Source organism: Halarcobacter mediterraneus (genome assembly GCF_004116625.1).
GTDB lineage: Bacteria > Campylobacterota > Campylobacteria > Campylobacterales > Arcobacteraceae > Halarcobacter > Halarcobacter mediterraneus.
The window spans coordinates 129,161-145,474 of sequence record NZ_NXIE01000003.1 but is presented as its reverse complement, the minus strand read 5'-3'; the positions used below and the strand labels follow the sequence as shown (position 1 = coordinate 145,474).

At 29.5% G+C, this 16,314-nt stretch carries 20 protein-coding genes and 4 tRNA genes; 20 read left to right on the top strand and 4 right to left on the bottom strand.

From position 1 onward, the window contains the following. Nucleotides 1-102: 102 nt before the first annotated feature. The 16 genes from CP965_RS08170 to CP965_RS08095 all read left to right on the top strand — a co-directional run bounded on the left by CP965_RS08170 (nucleotide 103) and on the right by CP965_RS08095 (nucleotide 12,019). Nucleotides 103-1,317 carry an NAD(P)/FAD-dependent oxidoreductase gene (locus CP965_RS08170; RefSeq protein ID WP_129061604.1) on the top strand — a complete coding sequence of 405 codons (1,215 nt, stop codon included), beginning with the start codon at nucleotides 103-105 and terminating at the stop codon, nucleotides 1,315-1,317. Between the two features lie 77 nt (nucleotides 1,318-1,394). After that, a complete protein-coding gene (locus CP965_RS08165; protein ID WP_129061603.1) occupies nucleotides 1,395-1,649 on the top strand; it encodes a phosphopantetheine-binding protein in 255 nt (84 codons plus the stop codon). Next, nucleotides 1,636-2,760: a beta-ketoacyl-[acyl-carrier-protein] synthase family protein gene (locus CP965_RS08160; RefSeq protein WP_129061602.1), complete on the top strand. Its 1,125-nt coding sequence runs from the start codon at nucleotides 1,636-1,638 to the stop codon at nucleotides 2,758-2,760. Before CP965_RS08165 ends, CP965_RS08160 begins: the two co-directional genes overlap by 14 nt. After that, nucleotides 2,750-3,388: a beta-ketoacyl synthase chain length factor gene (locus tag CP965_RS08155; RefSeq protein ID WP_129061601.1), complete on the top strand. Its 639-nt coding sequence runs from the start codon at nucleotides 2,750-2,752 to the stop codon at nucleotides 3,386-3,388. Before CP965_RS08160 ends, CP965_RS08155 begins: the two co-directional genes overlap by 11 nt. Then, entirely contained in the window at nucleotides 3,385-3,738 is a 354-nt protein-coding gene (locus CP965_RS08150; protein ID WP_129061600.1) for a hotdog family protein, read from the top strand. Before CP965_RS08155 ends, CP965_RS08150 begins: the two co-directional genes overlap by 4 nt. Beyond that, entirely contained in the window at nucleotides 3,738-5,021 is a 1,284-nt protein-coding gene (locus CP965_RS08145) for an alpha/beta fold hydrolase (protein ID WP_129061599.1), read from the top strand. The genes CP965_RS08150 and CP965_RS08145 overlap by 1 nt, the downstream gene beginning before the upstream one ends. Nucleotides 5,022-5,089: 68 nt before the next feature. Continuing rightward, nucleotides 5,090-5,848 carry a phosphatidate cytidylyltransferase gene (locus tag CP965_RS08140; RefSeq protein ID WP_129061598.1) on the top strand — a complete coding sequence of 253 codons (759 nt, stop codon included), beginning with the start codon at nucleotides 5,090-5,092 and terminating at the stop codon, nucleotides 5,846-5,848. Continuing rightward, the gene (gene dxr / locus CP965_RS08135) at nucleotides 5,845-6,912 is read left to right on the top strand and encodes a 1-deoxy-D-xylulose-5-phosphate reductoisomerase (RefSeq protein WP_129061597.1); all 1,068 of its coding nucleotides are present in this window, start codon (nucleotides 5,845-5,847) and stop codon (nucleotides 6,910-6,912) included. The genes CP965_RS08140 and dxr overlap by 4 nt, the downstream gene beginning before the upstream one ends. Then, nucleotides 6,902-7,180, top strand: a complete 279-nt coding sequence (locus CP965_RS08130; protein WP_129061596.1) for a hypothetical protein — start codon at nucleotides 6,902-6,904, stop codon at nucleotides 7,178-7,180. Before dxr ends, CP965_RS08130 begins: the two co-directional genes overlap by 11 nt. Continuing rightward, nucleotides 7,180-7,608 carry an Lcl C-terminal domain-containing protein gene (locus CP965_RS08125; RefSeq protein ID WP_129061595.1) on the top strand — a complete coding sequence of 143 codons (429 nt, stop codon included), beginning with the start codon at nucleotides 7,180-7,182 and terminating at the stop codon, nucleotides 7,606-7,608. The genes CP965_RS08130 and CP965_RS08125 overlap by 1 nt, the downstream gene beginning before the upstream one ends. A 12-nt stretch (nucleotides 7,609-7,620) precedes the next feature. After that, on the top strand, nucleotides 7,621-8,172 hold the full coding sequence (locus tag CP965_RS08120) for an RBBP9/YdeN family alpha/beta hydrolase (protein ID WP_129061594.1): 552 nt from the start codon (nucleotides 7,621-7,623) through the stop codon (nucleotides 8,170-8,172). After that, nucleotides 8,173-9,180: a tRNA (adenosine(37)-N6)-threonylcarbamoyltransferase complex transferase subunit TsaD gene (gene tsaD / locus CP965_RS08115; RefSeq protein WP_129061593.1), complete on the top strand. Its 1,008-nt coding sequence runs from the start codon at nucleotides 8,173-8,175 to the stop codon at nucleotides 9,178-9,180. Further along, nucleotides 9,180-9,527 carry an SUI1 family translation initiation factor gene (locus tag CP965_RS08110; protein WP_129061592.1) on the top strand — a complete coding sequence of 116 codons (348 nt, stop codon included), beginning with the start codon at nucleotides 9,180-9,182 and terminating at the stop codon, nucleotides 9,525-9,527. Before tsaD ends, CP965_RS08110 begins: the two co-directional genes overlap by 1 nt. 19 nt (nucleotides 9,528-9,546) lie before the next feature. Next, entirely contained in the window at nucleotides 9,547-10,932 is a 1,386-nt protein-coding gene (locus CP965_RS08105) for an NAD(P)H-hydrate dehydratase (protein WP_129061591.1), read from the top strand. Next, nucleotides 10,929-11,240, top strand: coding sequence for a divalent-cation tolerance protein CutA (gene cutA / locus CP965_RS08100; protein ID WP_129061590.1), 312 nt, complete (start codon nucleotides 10,929-10,931; stop codon nucleotides 11,238-11,240). Before CP965_RS08105 ends, cutA begins: the two co-directional genes overlap by 4 nt. Continuing rightward, nucleotides 11,237-12,019 (top strand): thiazole synthase, encoded by a 783-nt coding sequence (locus tag CP965_RS08095; protein WP_129061589.1) that lies wholly within the window; start codon nucleotides 11,237-11,239, stop codon nucleotides 12,017-12,019. The genes cutA and CP965_RS08095 overlap by 4 nt, the downstream gene beginning before the upstream one ends. Nucleotides 12,020-12,035: 16 nt before the next feature. Here CP965_RS08095 and CP965_RS08090 read toward each other — a convergent pair whose 3' ends face one another. From CP965_RS08090 to CP965_RS08080, 3 genes are read right to left on the bottom strand one after another with little or no spacing between them, the layout of a single operon-like run. Then, complete coding sequence (locus CP965_RS08090) at nucleotides 12,036-12,341, bottom strand: AzlD domain-containing protein (RefSeq protein ID WP_129061588.1); 306 nt, start codon at nucleotides 12,339-12,341, stop codon at nucleotides 12,036-12,038. Then, nucleotides 12,334-13,017, bottom strand: a complete 684-nt coding sequence (locus CP965_RS08085) for an AzlC family ABC transporter permease (RefSeq protein ID WP_129061587.1) — start codon at nucleotides 13,015-13,017, stop codon at nucleotides 12,334-12,336. The genes CP965_RS08090 and CP965_RS08085 overlap by 8 nt, the downstream gene beginning before the upstream one ends. A 46-nt stretch (nucleotides 13,018-13,063) precedes the next feature. Then, nucleotides 13,064-13,894, bottom strand: coding sequence for an AraC family transcriptional regulator (locus CP965_RS08080; protein ID WP_129061586.1), 831 nt, complete (start codon nucleotides 13,892-13,894; stop codon nucleotides 13,064-13,066). Between the two features lie 167 nt (nucleotides 13,895-14,061). On the opposite strand from CP965_RS08080, the gene CP965_RS08075 reads away from it, so the two are divergent. From CP965_RS08075 to CP965_RS08060, 4 genes are all read left to right on the top strand, one after another. After that, nucleotides 14,062-14,139, top strand: a tRNA-Pro gene (locus CP965_RS08075). A gap of 11 nt (nucleotides 14,140-14,150) precedes the next feature. Beyond that, nucleotides 14,151-14,227: transfer RNA gene (locus CP965_RS08070), tRNA-His, on the top strand. Nucleotides 14,228-14,243: 16 nt separating this feature from the next. Next, a tRNA-Arg gene (locus tag CP965_RS08065) sits at nucleotides 14,244-14,320 on the top strand. Nucleotides 14,321-14,382: 62 nt separating this feature from the next. Next, nucleotides 14,383-14,467, top strand: a tRNA-Leu gene (locus CP965_RS08060). 120 nt (nucleotides 14,468-14,587) lie between these two features. On the opposite strand, the gene CP965_RS08055 is transcribed toward CP965_RS08060, so the two are convergent. Next, nucleotides 14,588-16,279, bottom strand: a complete 1,692-nt coding sequence (locus tag CP965_RS08055) for an L-lactate permease (protein WP_129061585.1) — start codon at nucleotides 16,277-16,279, stop codon at nucleotides 14,588-14,590. Between the last annotated feature and the right edge of the window lie 35 nt (nucleotides 16,280-16,314).

Genomic DNA, 16,314 nt, shown 5'->3' with positions numbered 1-16,314 from the left:
TACTTATTACCTTGTTTATACAAATATTAGATTCAATTGTATCAAAAGTAAACTAAGTATATAATAAGAAAAAGTTATTTGTATTACTTCTTGGAGGACTTAATGGAAGAAAATTGTGATGTGTTGGTTATTGGTGGGGGACCTAGTGGTTCTGTTGCTGCGTGTAAATTATTAAAAGCTGGCTTTAGTGTAATAATATTAGAAAAGTTAGAGTTTCCTAGGTTTGTTATTGGAGAATCACTACTTCCAAGATGTAATGAGATTTTAGAGAAAAATGGTTTAATTGATGTTATTGAAGAGCAAGGTTTTATGCTAAAGCCAGGTGCAATTTTTATTGATGAAAAAAAACAAGAAGAGCTAATTGATTTTAGAAATAACTTAGGTCAAAAATGGGGAACAAGTTATCAAGTAAAAAGAGAAGAGTTTGATAATGTTCTTTTAGGAACTGCTAAAAAACGGGGAGCAGATGTTAGACATAAGTATGAAGTAATTGCTTATGATAATGACAATAACAAAGTTACTGCAACAGATGAAAATGGTGAAGAAAAAGTATTTAAAGCAAGATTTGTATTAGATGCCTCTGGATATGGAAGAGTATTACCTAAACTTTTAGATTTAGATATCCCATCAGATTTAAGACTTAGAAATGCAATTTTCACAAGAGTTGAAGGTGAAACAAGAAGAAAAGGTGATAATGAAGGTTTTATTGATATTGTAATTCATGATGATAATAAAGCATGGTTATGGGGAATTCCTTTTAGTGATGGAGTAACATCAATTGGTGTCGTTTGTGAAGAAACATACTTTGAGAAAACAGGTCTTAGTCTTGAAGAATTCTTTGATAAAGTAATCAATGAGCACGAATACTTAAAAGAAAAATACAAAGATGCAAAGAAATTAAGACCTGTAGGAGTTATTAATGGTTACTCATCAGCAATTAAAACTATGCATGGAAAAGGTTTTGCATTAAGTGGAAATGCAACTGAGTTTTTAGACCCAGTTTTCTCTTCTGGTGTTACTCTTGCTTTAGAGTCTTCTGATAGAGTTGGGGATTTAATTATTAAAGAATTAAATGGTGAAAAAGTAGATTGGCAAAAAGATTATGAAGATTATATGATGATTGGAATTAATGTATTTAGAGAATTTGTTTATGCTTGGTATGAAGGAAAATTAAGAAAAATTTTCTATGCTCCAAATAAAGCTGAAAAGATAAAACAATCAGTAGCTTCAATTCTTTCTGGATATGTTTGGGATGAAGATAACTACTTTGTTAGAAGTTCAAAACAAAAAATCGATGCCCTTATTTCAATGGTTTAAACATCTATATAAGATGTCTAAAAGGGCTAAAATAATATAATATAATAATAAAATAGACTAAAAGAGGTATAAAATTAATGGCAATTTCAAGCAATGAATTTAAGCAAGTTTTGATTGATGGTTTAAAACTTGAAGATATTGAAGTTGGAGATATTGAAGATGCAGATGCACTTTTTGGTGATGAGGGTTTAGGTTTAGATTCAGTTGATTCAATTGAATTAGTATTAATTATTGAAAAAGAGTATGGTGTAAAAATTCAAAACCCAGAGCAGTATAATGAAATTTTCGCATCAGTAGAGAACTTATTAAAATATATTAATGATAACAAATAAAAAGGCATATATAAATAGTTTTGAAGCAGTAAGCTGTGCTGGACTTGATTCCCAACAGCTTTTCGCTTCAATCTGCGAAAAAAAAGATTGTATTTCAATTGATAATTCTTATGTTCAAGATAGAAGTGTTGCAATTGGAAAAATTGATTCAAAATTACCTTTTAATGACTTACTTACAAAAACAGTAAACAAAGTACTTACAAACTCTAATCTAGAAAACTACAATAATACTTTACTTATAATTGGCTCTTCTGTTGGTGGAATGAATGAAACAGAAAAAGTTTTTTTTAAAGATTCAAGTTACGAAAATATTGATTATAAAAAACATCCAATTGATGCAATTGCTTATCATCTAAAACAAGATTTCACTTTTTATGATGACATCTCTTTTTCTACAGCTTGTACTTCTAGTGCAAATGCATTAGGTTATGCAAAAGAGGTAATAAATAAAGGTATTTATAAAAATGTTTTAGTAGTTGGCGTAGATGCTTTATCTTATACTACTGTTTGTGGGTTTTCAGCACTAAGTGTTTTATCATCAAAACCTTGCACACCTTTTGAAAAGAATAGAGAAGGAATGAATGTAGCTGAAGCTATTGCAGTTCTTTTAATCCAAGATGAAAAAGAAGATTCAAAAAGTGTCGAAATATGTGGAGCAGGATATAGTTCAGATGGTCACCACATGACTCAGCCTCACCCTGAAGGTTTAGGTGCTGCAAAAGCAATGCAAAATGCCATTAATGATGCAAAAATAAATAAAGAAAAAATATCTTATATCAATGCCCACGGTACAGGAACTATGGCAAATGATTCTTCAGAGTTAAATGCAATTTCATTGGTATTTGATACTTCAAAACCTTATGTTAGTTCAACAAAATCTTTTACAGGACATACTTTAGGAGCTGCTGGAGCTATTGAAGCTGTTATTGCTTGTATGAGTTTACAAAAACAGATAATACCACCTTCAAAAAATATCAAAGATGTTGAAAGAGAAGATATTTCATTTACGAATGAACCATTAAAACAAGAAGTTTCATATGTACTTTCTAACTCATTTGCCTTTGGTGGAAACAATACAAGTATTCTTTTAGGACTAAGTAATGACAATTAATTTAGAGATTTTAAATGCAGCATTTTTATTAGCTCCTACACAAGTTGAAGATCTAAATACAAAAGCTTTAGTTCCTAAGATGGTATTTAGAAGAAGGTTAACAAGAGCCTCTAAGTTAACAGTAGAGCTTATGGATAAAGTTGATTTTAAACAAGGAAGAATTATGTATGGAAGTGCATATGGTGAACTTCCTGCAACTGCAAATATTTTAAATGCAATTTTAAATAAAGAGGGAATCTCTCCTACAGGTTTTCAAAACTCTGTTTATAATACTCCTGTATCTTATGCTTCAATTTTAGAAAAAAATGAAAGTGAAATCTTGACTATCTCTTGTGGAGACAATACTTCTAATAGGCTTCTAAAAATGGGAGCTATAAAAGCATTAGATGGGGATGAAATTTTATTAGTGGTTACTGAAACTATGAATATTGAAAATATTGAGCAAGTAAATAAGTGTACTGATTTTCTTGAAGTTGCAGTTGCTTTAAAAGTAAAACTTACTAAAGAAGAAGCAACAATGGATTTAAAAGATGATAATACTAAGTGTCCAGAGTCTGTAAAAGAACTTTTATCATATGCAAAACAGTTCAATGAAAATCAAAAAAATATTATAGAGGTGAAACTATGAATATCCCTCATCAAGAACCAATAAAATTTGCAAAAGAACTTTTGGAAGTAAATAAAGAGTTTATAAAAGTAAAATGTGAATTTACTTCTTTACCAACATTGCCAATGCTTTTTGAAGCAGCAGCTCAAAGTTCTGCAGGATTTTCACAAGAAAAAGAAGCGAAAATCGGTTTTTTAGTATCAGTAAGAGAAGTAAAACTAAATAAAGAACCAGATACTTTAGATTATATAATTAAAGTAGAAAAGAATTTAGAGTTTGGCGCTGTTTGTGAATTCTCTTTTAATGTTTTTGATTTATCAGAGAATACAAATTATGCAACAGGTGTTTTAACAGTAATGATACAAGAGTAATGAAAAAGTTTCTTTTCACATTTTCTTTCTTTATTTATTGTTTAAATGCCCAGTTTATTAAAGAACCAATCTTTAATGAAGTAAGTTATGTAGAAACTTATGGCAATCCTAAAAATGAAGCAATAGTTTTTGTTCATGGTTTAGGAAAAGAGGCTTCATCTATTTGGCTTGAATCAGTTGAAGCTTTAAAAAAAGATTACTATATTTTGATATTTGATTTACCAGGTTTTGGAAAATCAGATAAATCCAACCAATTATATTCTCCTAAAAGATATGTAGGTTTTATAGATACTCTAATAGATAACTTTATTGATAAACCTTTTCATTTAGTAGGACACTCCATGGGAGCTAGTATTAGTTTAAAATATACAAGTACTCATCAAGAAAGAGTAAAGAGTTTAACGCTTATAGATGCAGCAGGTATTTTACATAAAGCTGCTTATTCAGAATTTTTGCTTAAATACAAAGTTAAAGAGAAAGTTAAAAGTGATGCTATCTCTGATTTTGTGTCTGAACTTCCACAAGTGATAGATTCTATTATACCCTTTGAAGTGGATACTATGCTAAATTCTAAAGTTTCACGAAAAGTTATATTTCGTTCAAATCCCAATACAATTGCTGCAATGGCTTTAGCTGAAGAAGATTTTTCTACCATTCCACAGAAGATTAAAGTACCAACTTTAATAATATGGGGGAAAGATGATAAAACAGCACCTCTTAGAACAGGGTATGCTTTAAATAAATTAATTAAAAATTCTAAACTAGAAATTATTGAAGACTCAAAACATACTCCAATGATAGACAACTTTGATATCTATTTAAGGTTGTTAAAAAAACATCTAAAAACAAAAAGATATATAAAAAAAGATACTAAAATAGAGCCATCATCTAGAGAAATTGTAATTAGAAATGATGAGAATAGAGTTTTAAAGGGTTACTTTAAAAAAGTAGAAATTCATGATAGTAAAGAAATAGATATAAAAGATGCTTTTATTGAAGAGTTGATTATAGATAATTCTAAAGTTGATATTTTAAATTCAAAACTAGATTTAAAAAAGAGTAGTTTTATTATTAATTCAGAAGTTCAAATGACTGCAACAAGCATAATAATAGATAAACCTATTGAAATAAATAATTCAAATTTTGACTTAGCAGCAGTAGGTGTAAAAACAAAAACTAAGATTTTTTACACTAATAGTGAAAAAAAACAAAAAGTTATTTATTCTTTATGTACTTTAAATTCGGAATCAAAACATGGAGTCTTTTCAGCAGGTTATTTCTAAGGTAAAGCTTATTATTTATTACCAAGAGATAAAATGTTAAAATATTACATTTAAATATTAGGCCAATCATGAATGAAATAATAAAATCCAGTTCTACACGTATAAAAACAGGTATTGCATTAATATTAGCAGTATTAGTTATTGGTTATATAGACTCATTTTTTATAATGTGGCTTTTCTTTGGAATATTGCTTGTTATATCTATTAATGAATCTATGAAATTGTATAAAATGAAAAGTGATTCTGTATATGTATATACTGGAATTGTATGGTTTTTAGCTTATTTTTATCCATCTGCTGAAGATTTAGTTTTTCTTTTAGCCCTTGTTTACGCTTCTCTCATTGCTTATAAAGCAAAAATAAATAGAAAGCTATTTTTCCCACTTTTATATCCAACTGCTTCTTTTTTGTTTCTTTTAGCTCTTTATAATGAGTATGGAATTCTTTCTTTATTATGGTTACTTGTAATTGTAGCTGGTGCCGATGTTGGTGCTTATTTTATTGGGAGAAGTATTGGTAAAACTAAATTTTGTGAAACAAGTCCCAATAAAACAATCGAAGGTGTAATTGGTGGTGTATTTATTGCTACTATTTTGGGTATATTGTTTTCTCTTGAAAATATTTCATTAACAGGTGCAATTATTATTTCTATTCTTGTCTCTTTAGCTTCAGTTTTTGGAGATCTTTTTGAATCATACTTAAAAAGACTTGCAAAAGTAAAAGATAGTGGAAATATTCTTCCTGGACATGGAGGGATTTTAGATAGAACTGATGGATATCTTTTTGGTGGAATTGTAATGTTAATAGTTTTAAGAGCAGTAATTTGATAGTTCTTGGTTCTACAGGTTCAATAGGAGTAAATACTTTAAATATTGCAAATAAGTTTAACTTAGATGTTGAGGTTTTAGTAGCAGGAACAAATATTGAATTATTAAATAAACAGATCAAAAGATTTAATCCTAAGATGGTTGTGATATCAAGAAAAGAGGATATTTCTAAAGTAAAACACCACAATGTAGGTTTTGGGCAAGATGATATTTTAAAAGCAATAGAAGAGTCAAGCTCAAAAACAGTTGTAAATGCTCTTGTTGGTTTTTTAGGACTTCGTCCAACATTAAAAGCAATAGAGTGTAGAAAAAAGATTGCCTTAGCAAATAAAGAGTCTTTGGTTGTTGCTGGAAAATTTATTGATCAAACTCACTTAAGCCCTATTGATTCAGAACATTTTGCTCTTTGGTATTTACTACAAGATAAAAAGATCTCATCAATGACAATTACTGCAAGTGGTGGTTCTTTTAGAGATTATCCCCTTGAAAAACTAGAAAAAGTTTCTATAAAAGAAGCATTAAGTCATCCAAATTGGTCAATGGGAAATAAAATCACAATAGACTCTGCAACTATGACAAATAAAATGTTTGAGCTTATGGAAGCAGCATGGTTATTTGATACAAGAAATTTGAATGCAGTTATTGAAACTAAATCTCTTATTCATGGACTTGTTAATTTTGAAGATGGAAGTTCAACAGCACATATTGCAAATGCTTCTATGCAACTTCCTATTGCATATGCAATTTTAGGTAAATGCGATGAACAAGTTTTAGAACCAGTTGATTTAGTAAAAGTAGGAAGTTTAGAGTTTAGAGAAATTGAAAAACAAAGATATCCTATTTGGGAAGTTAAGGATACTATTTTAAATAATCTTGATTTAGGTGTTGTTTTAAATGCAGCCAATGAAGTAGCTGTATCTAAGTTCTTAAATTCTGAAATTAGCTTTTTAGATGTTTCTAAAATAAGTTTAGCGGCATTAGAAAAATTTTCAAATGTAAAAACAAATTCTATTGATGATATTTTTGAAATTGATAAAGAAGTAAGGGTTTACTGTGAGTCTTGATTTACTTATTCCTTTTGGAATTTTATTTGTTTTAGTTATTTACTTAATTTATACAAGAAATAAATTTGAAAAAAATATTGTAAAGATGTATGAACAAAAATTTGAAAATTGGAAAGAAAATTCTCAATCAAATAATGAGAAGAAAAAAGTTTGTAAAGAACTGGTTGGAATTATCTATAAAGAAGAGTATAATATAACAATTGAGCTTATAGATGAAAGTGTAAGAAGAAACTTACAACAAGGAAAGTATAAAATAAAGGATAAATAGTGAAAACTCTATTTATATTACTTTTTCTTTTTTCTTTTATATTAGGAGGTAATTTTAAAAGAAATACTTCTTCTAAAGTCGTTATTGATGTAGATAATAGACTTATGTGGATAGATAATGTTTCAGTTTTAAAAACATTATTAACTCATGAGGAAGCAATAAAATATTGTGAGAATCTTAGTTATAGTGGATATACAAACTGGCGTTTACCTGAGATTGAAGAGTTTAAATTAATTGTAGATAAGAGAAACTCAAGATCTTATATTAATAAAAAGTTTAGATTTAATGTTCCAGATGGTTATTGGGCAAGAAGAGCTCACTGGAGAACATTATGGTTTTATGCTGATTATATGCATTTTATTAGTGGTACAGCATATTTCGATAGTAGACATAAGAAAAAATATGTACGTTGTGTTAGAAGTATGTAAAGAAAGGAAAAAATGGAAAAAAGAGTTTTAATTTTACATGGTTTAGGTGGAAGTGACTTTCCCCATTGGCAAGCACATTTAGCAAGGGATTTAATAAAACAAAATACTCCTGTATCATTTCCTCTTTTACCAAATAGAGATAATCCAAATCTTGAAGAATGGAAAGATTTTGTAAGAAAAGAAATTGAACATTTTAGACCTACTATCATAGTTTGTCACTCTTTAGCAAATATTTTATGGTTTCATTTATGTGAAGAGTTAGATATAAATTTAAAAAAATTAATGTTAGTTGCTCCTGTAAGAAATGAAAAATTAGAAGATGCAAAAACATTCTTTTCTTATCCTATTCCAAATGATTTAAAAGCAGAAGAAATAATCATAGCAGCATCTACAAACGATCCTTATATGAGTCTTGAAGAAGCTGTAAGTTTACAAAGTAAACTTAATGTTGGAATGAAACTTTTAGAAGAAGCAGGGCATATAAATGCAGCATCGGGTTATGGAAAATTAGATTGTGCTCTTGATTGGTTAAATAAAGAAGAAGAGTGTGAGGAAAGTGTTTAAATGCCTGATTCTTTAATTTTATCAATAGAGTCATCATGTGATGATAGTTCAATTGCCATAACAGATATTGAAACAAAAAAATTAGTTTATCACAAAAAAATATCCCAAGAACTACAACACTCTGTTTATGGTGGAGTTGTTCCCGAACTTGCAGCTAGACTTCATGTAGAAGCTCTTCCTAAAATACTTGAAGAGTGCAAAGAATATTTTCCAAGACTAAAGGCAATAGCTGTTACAAATGCTCCAGGACTTTCTGTTACTTTAATGGAAGGTGTGACTATGGCAAAAGCTTTAAGTATAAGTTTAGACCTTCCTTTAATAGCTGTAAATCATTTAAAAGGTCATATTTATTCATTGTTTATAGAAAAGGAAGAAGTTTTACCTATGACAGTTTTATTAGTTTCAGGTGGACATACTCAGCTAATAGAGGCTAATTCTTTAAATGATATGAAATTAATTGCTTCAACTTTAGATGATAGTTTTGGAGAAAGTTTTGATAAGGTTGCAAAAATGATGAACTTAGGTTACCCTGGAGGTCCTATTGTTCAGGAAAAGGCACTTAAAGGAGATGAGAATAGATTTGAGTTACCTGTTCCTTTAAGGCAAAGTCCAAATATTGAGTTCTCATATTCAGGGCTTAAAAATGCAGTTAGAATGAAACTAGAAAAACTTGAGAAAGAAGGTCTTTGTGAAGAAGATGTTTGTGATATCTGTGCCTCTTTTGAAAAAACAGCTGTAGCTCATATTTTGCAAAAAGTAAAAAAACTATTTAAACAAAAAATTCCTAAAAACTTTGCAATAGTTGGTGGCGCTAGTGCAAATATTAGACTTAGAACTGCTATTGAAGAATTATGTAAAGCAAATAAAATAAATCTTTATCTTAGTGAATTAAAGTATTGTTCTGATAATGCTGCTATGATTGGAAGAGTTGCAGTAGAACAATACAAAAATAAAGAGTTTATTACTGTAGATAAAATAGATGTAAAAACAAGATTAAAGGAGTTTTAATGGGTGGTTTATCTGATATGTTAGCTCAAAACCTTGGTTCAAATCTTGATGGCAATGAGTTTGATACAAGTAAAAATAATAAGAAAAAGAAACTAACTGAAGGTGAAATTCTTCCTAAAAATCAACACCAGCTTGTTTTTACTTTTGAAAAAAGACGTGGAAAGCCTGTTACCTTAGTAGGTAGATTTAATCTTGAAGAAAAAGACAAAAAAGAGGTTTTAAAACTTTTAAAGAAAAAACTTGCTTGTGGTGGAAGTATTAAAGAAGAATGGATAGAGTTGCAAGGTGATGTAAAAGAAAAAATTAAACTAACTTTAGAAAAAGAGGGTTGGAAATTTAGAAAATAAATATTTCAAGGGATAGATTATGGAAAAAGTTTTTTATGAAGTGAACTCCTTAGATAAAAAATGTTATGACAAACTTGCTCTAACAGAAGATATTTTGATGGAACATGCAGCTTCTTCAATAGCAGATTTTATCGAAGATAAGTTTGAAGAAAAAGTTTCTGTTTTGATTGTTGCTGGTCCTGGAAATAATGGAGCAGATGGTATTGCTCTTGCAAGATTACTTTATAAGAAATATGATGTCAAACTATATCTTCCTTTTGGTGCAAAATCACAAATGGCAAGAATACAATTACAAAGAGCAGAACTTTTAGGTGTACCTTTTGTACAAAGTATCACTTCATCAGATATTATAGTAGACTGCTTATTTGGAAGTGGTTTAAATAAAGATTTAGATGAAACATCTTTATCAATCATTAATTCTTTAAATGAACAAAAAGCTTACAAAATAGCTTGTGATATCCCAAGTGGAGTAAATATCAAAGGACAAATAAATCAAGAAGCTTTTTTCGCTGATGTTACTGTTACTATGGGAGCTTTAAAAGTAGCACTATTCTTAGATGAAGCAAAAGATTATGTTGGTAAAGTAAAAGTGGCTAATCTTGGTGTTCAAAGAACTATTTATGAAGAAGAAACAAATATATATCTTTTAGATAAAGAGGATATGAAGTTACCTTTTAGAAGTAAAAAAAATGCTCATAAAGGAAGTTTTGGTCACCTAAATGTAATTGCAGGTTGCAAAAAAGGTGCAGGCGTTATTGCTGCAAAGGCTGCTTTTGGTTTTGGAACAGGCTTGGTTAGTGTTGTAAGTCATGAAGATATTGACTTACCATATCATATTATGCAAACACATTTTTTAAGTGATAATTGCACAGCAATAGCTATAGGTATGGGACTTGGAAAATACGAAAAAGATGAAATCAAAAAAATATTAGAAGAAGATATTCCTACTGTAGTAGATGCTGATTTATTTTATGAAGAAGTTCTTTTAGATAAATTACAAAAAGATGTGGTTTTAACCCCTCATCCAAAAGAGTTTGTTGCTCTTTTAAAATTATGTGATATTGCAAATATTTCAGTAAAACATTTACAAAAGAATAGATTTGAATATGTGGAAAAATTTTGTAAAAAATACCCAAATACAGTTTTACTTTTAAAAGGAGCAAATACTCTTATTGGAAAAGCTGATAAAATTTATATAAATAGTTTTGGAACAGCAATTTTAAGTAAGGGTGGAAGTGGAGATGTTTTAAGTGGTTTAGTAGCTTCTTTATTAGCTCAAGAGTACAATTCTTTAGATGCAGCAATAACTGCAAGTTTAGCCCATGCAATAGCTGCAAATAATTATAAAAAAGCTAACTATTCTTTAATTCCAGCTGATTTAGTAGAGGAGATAAGAAGATTATGAAATTAATTATTATACAAACAACTTGTTCAAGTAAGGAAGAAGCAAGAAAGCTTTCAAAAAATCTTATAAAAAGTAAACTTGCAGCTTGTATTCATATGAGTAAAATAGACTCTTTTTATATGTGGAAAGATGAGTTTTGTGAAGATGAAGAGGTGCTTTTAAATATCAAAACTAAAAAAGAAAACTTCAAAAAAATCAAAAGCAAAATTAAAGAATTACATAGCTATGATGTGCCTGAAATTATTAGCTTTGAGCTTGATGATGTTAGTAAAAAATATGAAAAATTTATAGGAGATAATACAAAATGAATGATGATATTCTAAAAATTGGTAAGTATGAATTTAATAGTAGACTAATTGTTGGAAGTGGTAAATATGATAGCTTTCAAACAACAAAAGATGCAACTCTTGCAAGTGGAAGTGAACTTATCACTGTTGCAATTAGAAGAGTAAATATTACAAATCCAAATGAAGAAAATTTATTAGATTATTTTAAAGATACAAATGTAAAACTTCTTCCAAACTCTGCTGGATGTTTTACAGCTGAAGAAGCAATTACAACTTTTAGACTTATGAGAGAAGCAACAGGAATTGACTTAATCAAATTAGAAGTAATCGGGGATGCTGATAAAACTTTATATCCTGATGTAATTGATACTATAAAAGCTTGTGAAATTCTAAAGAAAGAAGGTTTTACAATTATGGCTTATACAAACGATGATCCAATTATTGCAAAAAGATTAGAAGATGCAGGTGCTGATGCAATTATGCCATTAGCTGCTCCTATTGGTTCTGGACTTGGTATTCAAAATAAATATAATGTTGCTTTTATTAAAGATGCAGTAAAAGTTCCAGTTATTGTTGATGCTGGTGTTGGTTGTGCAAGTGATGCAGCAATTGCAATGGAACTAGGAGCAGAGGCTGTATTAACTAATACTGCAATTGCACAAGCTAAAGACCCAATCTTAATGGCAGAAGCTATGAAATATGCAGTAAAAGCAGGAAGAATGTCATATAAAGCAGGAAGAATTCCTAAAAAACCATATGCAACTGCAAGTTCTCCAGTTGATGGATTAATTCAATTTTAATTTACCTTGGACTTCTTTAAAAAAGAAGTCCATTTCTATATAAAGCTACAATAAAAACAGCTGTACTCATAGCTAATAATACATTTTTTACTTTATACATAATAAGAATAGTAATTAATGAAGCAATAATTCCAATTAATCCAGTTTTGATTATGGAAGGAACAATCAAAGAGATTAAAAGTGTTGCAGGAATAGAGTCTAAAAAAATATCTATATTTTTAAATTTTTTTAAACGATTAGATAAAAGTAAACCTGATACTCTTAAAGTATATGTGCCAATTGCTACAAAAAATATAATAGTTAGAATATCTATATTACTCATCATTTTGCCTTTTATTTAAATATACATATAAAAAAGAGCCAATAAAAGCTGAAAATATTATATATGACATATTTGCCAAAAGTTTTTCTAGTAAAACAGCTATAATTGCTGTGATAAGATAAATGATTAAATCATTTTTTGTTTTATACATACTTGTGATAATTGCTGTAAATAATGCTAAAAAAGCAAAATCTAAACCATATAATTTAGGATTAGAAATAAACTCTCCAAAGTAGTAACCACTTAAAGTTCCTAAAAACCAAACTATAAAAATACAAAAACCTCCTCCTAATAAAAAAAATACACTTACTCCTTGTTTTTTATTTTTACTCATTGTTACAGCCCAAGATTCATCTGTTACAAAGTGCATAATAAAAAGTCTTTTTTTTAAACTTGTATTTGTAAAAAACTCATTTAATGAAGCACCTATTAAAAAATAACGAAGATTAATAAGTAGGGCACTCCATACAACAACAGAAATATTAACAGGACTACTTAACATATCAACAATCAAAAATTGTGCAGACCCAGCAAATATAAAAATATTCATTAAAGCTAATTGTAAAAAACTTATACCCTTTGATGTACAAATAATTCCTAATACTGCTCCATAAGTAAAAACACTTATACTAATTGGCAAATTTGCCATAAATCCATTTTTTAGTTCATTTTTCATTTTGGAAGATTAGCAAAATCAAAAGTATTTGTATTGTATGAACTTGCTAATTAAAGAAGTTTTTATATTCTCCTGGAGTTAAACCTGTTATTGCTTTGAATCTTTTATTTAAATGGCTTTGATCATTAAATCCACACATATAAGCAGTATCAATTATACTAAGACCTTTTTGTAAAAATTGTTTAGCCTTTTCAACTCTTACTAACATTAAGTATGCATGTGGAGATACAAATGTATGTTTTTTGAATAGTCTCAAAAAATGATATTTAGAAATAGAAAACTCTTTTGCAATATCATCTAATGAAATCTGTATATAAAAGTTATCATGAAGATACTCTTTTACTCTTTTTATCAATAAGTGATTTGAAGGTAGTTCTATTGGCTCTGTGGCTTTTGAATTTATTTGTAAGATACTATTTACAACTTCAATTAATTCACACTCCCAACTAAAGGTATTAAAATAAGAAATATTTTCTTGTTTAACTAAAAAAGATAACTTGTTATAAATAAAAGAATTTGAGAAGTGAATATCAGAAAAAGATAATTGCTTTTTATTAAAATTAAGTTTTAATATCTCTTTTACAATATTAGGTTTTAAATAAAGAGAATGATGTTTATATTCTTCATTGTCTGCAATTTTACAAGCATGGACTTCATCTGGATTAATTGTGATAATTGATGATTTGTCGAATTTGTGATTAAAGCCTTTTAAAAAAGCATTCATATGTCCTTTTTCTATTAGACTAATTGTATATTCTTCATGAACATGCTTATCATAGTTGAAGTGATTAAAGTGACCTTCATATAGAACAATATCTTTATTTAAATTTGGTTTTGAAAATTTTATATTATGTACAATGTGCTCTGATTTACTCATAATTAAATTATATCAAGAAAGGTTCAAATAATATTGTATAAAATTGCTAAATATAAAAAGAAAAAAAGAAATTTCAAAAAAAATGAATTTTTTTTGAAAAGCCCTTGACAAATCAAAAAAGATATAGTATAATTCCGTCCACTTTTCGAAAGAAATTGTGGTTGTAACGGGGCGTAGCGCAGTCTGGTTAGCGCACCTGGTTTGGGACCAGGGGGCCGGAGGTTCGAATCCTCTCGCCCCGACCATTTGATTAATGGTGGGTATAGCTCAGCTGGTTAGAGCATCGGGTTGTGGTTCCGAGGGCCGTGGGTTCGAATCCCATTATCCACCCCATTTCTTATTTATAATTGCGTCTGTAGCTCAGCTGGATAGAGCACACGCCTTCTAAGCGTGCGGTCAAAGGTTCGAATCCTTTCAGGCGTGCCACTTTTATAGATTTTGTTGTAGTTGCAACTTAATCTTTTTTTTTGTCTTTATGACATACTTTTGCGGATGTGGTGAAATTGGTAGACACGCCAGACTTAGGATCTGGTGCCTCACGGTGTGGAGGTTCGAGTCCTCTCATCCGCACCACTTATATTTTTAACAATTAAAACTTTTTTATTTTATTGTGATTCAAGTATTTATATAATTTTAAACAAATATTTATATTATTGAGATATCTTTAAATATAAAGGCTAAATGCCTTTATATTTATTTCATTAATGGGTCAACTAATCCTAGCACATACATTCCAATTAAACCTAAGATGCCAGCTACTAAACAATAGTAAACTGTAGGAATAATTGTTCTTCTTAATGTTTCACCCTCCTGGTCAAGTAAACCAACAGTAGCACTTGCAGCAACTACATTGTGAATAGCAATCATGTTACCAGCTGCTGCTCCAACTGCTTGTAGTGCAATCATAAATGCAGTTGAAACTCCAAGTGCATCTGCAACACCAAATTGAAATTGAGATAACATCATATTAGAAACTGTATTACTTCCAGCAATAAATGCACCTAATGCACCAACCATAGGAGCAAATAATGGATAAATATCACCAACTGAAGTAGCAACAAAATTTGCCATAGCAACAGGCATAGAATCAAACCCTGATTCATTAACTCCTGAGTTAATTAAAATTCTAACTAATGGAATAGTAAATATAAGAACAAATCCAGCTCCAAGCATAACTTTTGAAGACTCACCAATTGCAGCTTTCATCTCTTTAAATTCCATTTTATGTAAAAAGTAAGTTACAAGTGCAACAAATACTAAGATACCACCTGGTAAATATAATGGAGTAATTGCATATCCTAAACCTTCACCCATAATATCTTTAAAAGGAATAACCAAAGCTTTTACAAATGCTTTAGCTTCATCAGAAACTCTTGTAATAACAAGAATAACAGCAACTAATACATATGGAATCCAAGCTTTAGTTAAAGACATTTCAGCCTTTGTACTCATTGCATCTAGTTTTAATTCTAATTTACTTACCCAGTGAAGAGGCCACTCTTCTTTTGGTGCAAAGTCCCAACTTGTTTTTGGTAAAAGAAAACCTTTTTTTGCAGCAAATACAACAATAGGAAGACCAATTAATGCTCCAATTAATGATGGGAATTCAGCTCCTAAGAATACACCTGTTATTGCATAAGGAATAGTAAATGCAAGACCACCAAAAATAGCAAATGGAATGATATTTAAACCTTCAGTCCAAGATTTATTTTTACCAAAGAATCTTGTTAACATCATCACCATGAATAGTGGAATAAGTGTTCCCGTAATTGCATGAGTCAGCGCAACTTCACTTGTAATTACTTGTAAATAAGCTTCCCAGTTTGAACCAAGACCTTCTAGTGTTGTTCCAATTGCTGCACTATCTAAACCTTTGTTTACACCAATTAAAATAGGAGTACCTACTGCACCAAATGATACAGGTGTACTTTGAATCATCATCCCTACCATAACAGCCGCCATAGCAGGGAATCCAATTGCAACTAAAAGTGGTGCTGCAATAGCTGCTGGTGTACCAAATCCTGATGCACCTTCAATAAATGAACCAAATAGCCAAGCAATAATAACAACCTGAACTCTTCTATCTGGACTAATGTTATTAAACCCTTGTCTAATTACTGCAATTGCACCAGAGTGCTTAAGTGTATTTAATAGTAAAATAGCACCAAAAATAATCCATAAAACCGCAACTGTAATAAGTAGACCTTGTATTGATGAAGCTAAAATTCTATTAAAAGTAACTTCCCAAACTAAATATGCAATTGCTGTAGTTGTAAGAAAAACAATAGGCATTGCTTTTTTTGCAGGTAGCCTTAAACCAACTAAAAGAATAGCTGCAATAAATATTGGTAATGCTGCAAATAGTGCTTGTGTACCAATTCCCATACTAACTCCTTTGATATAATTAAGAGTTAATAATA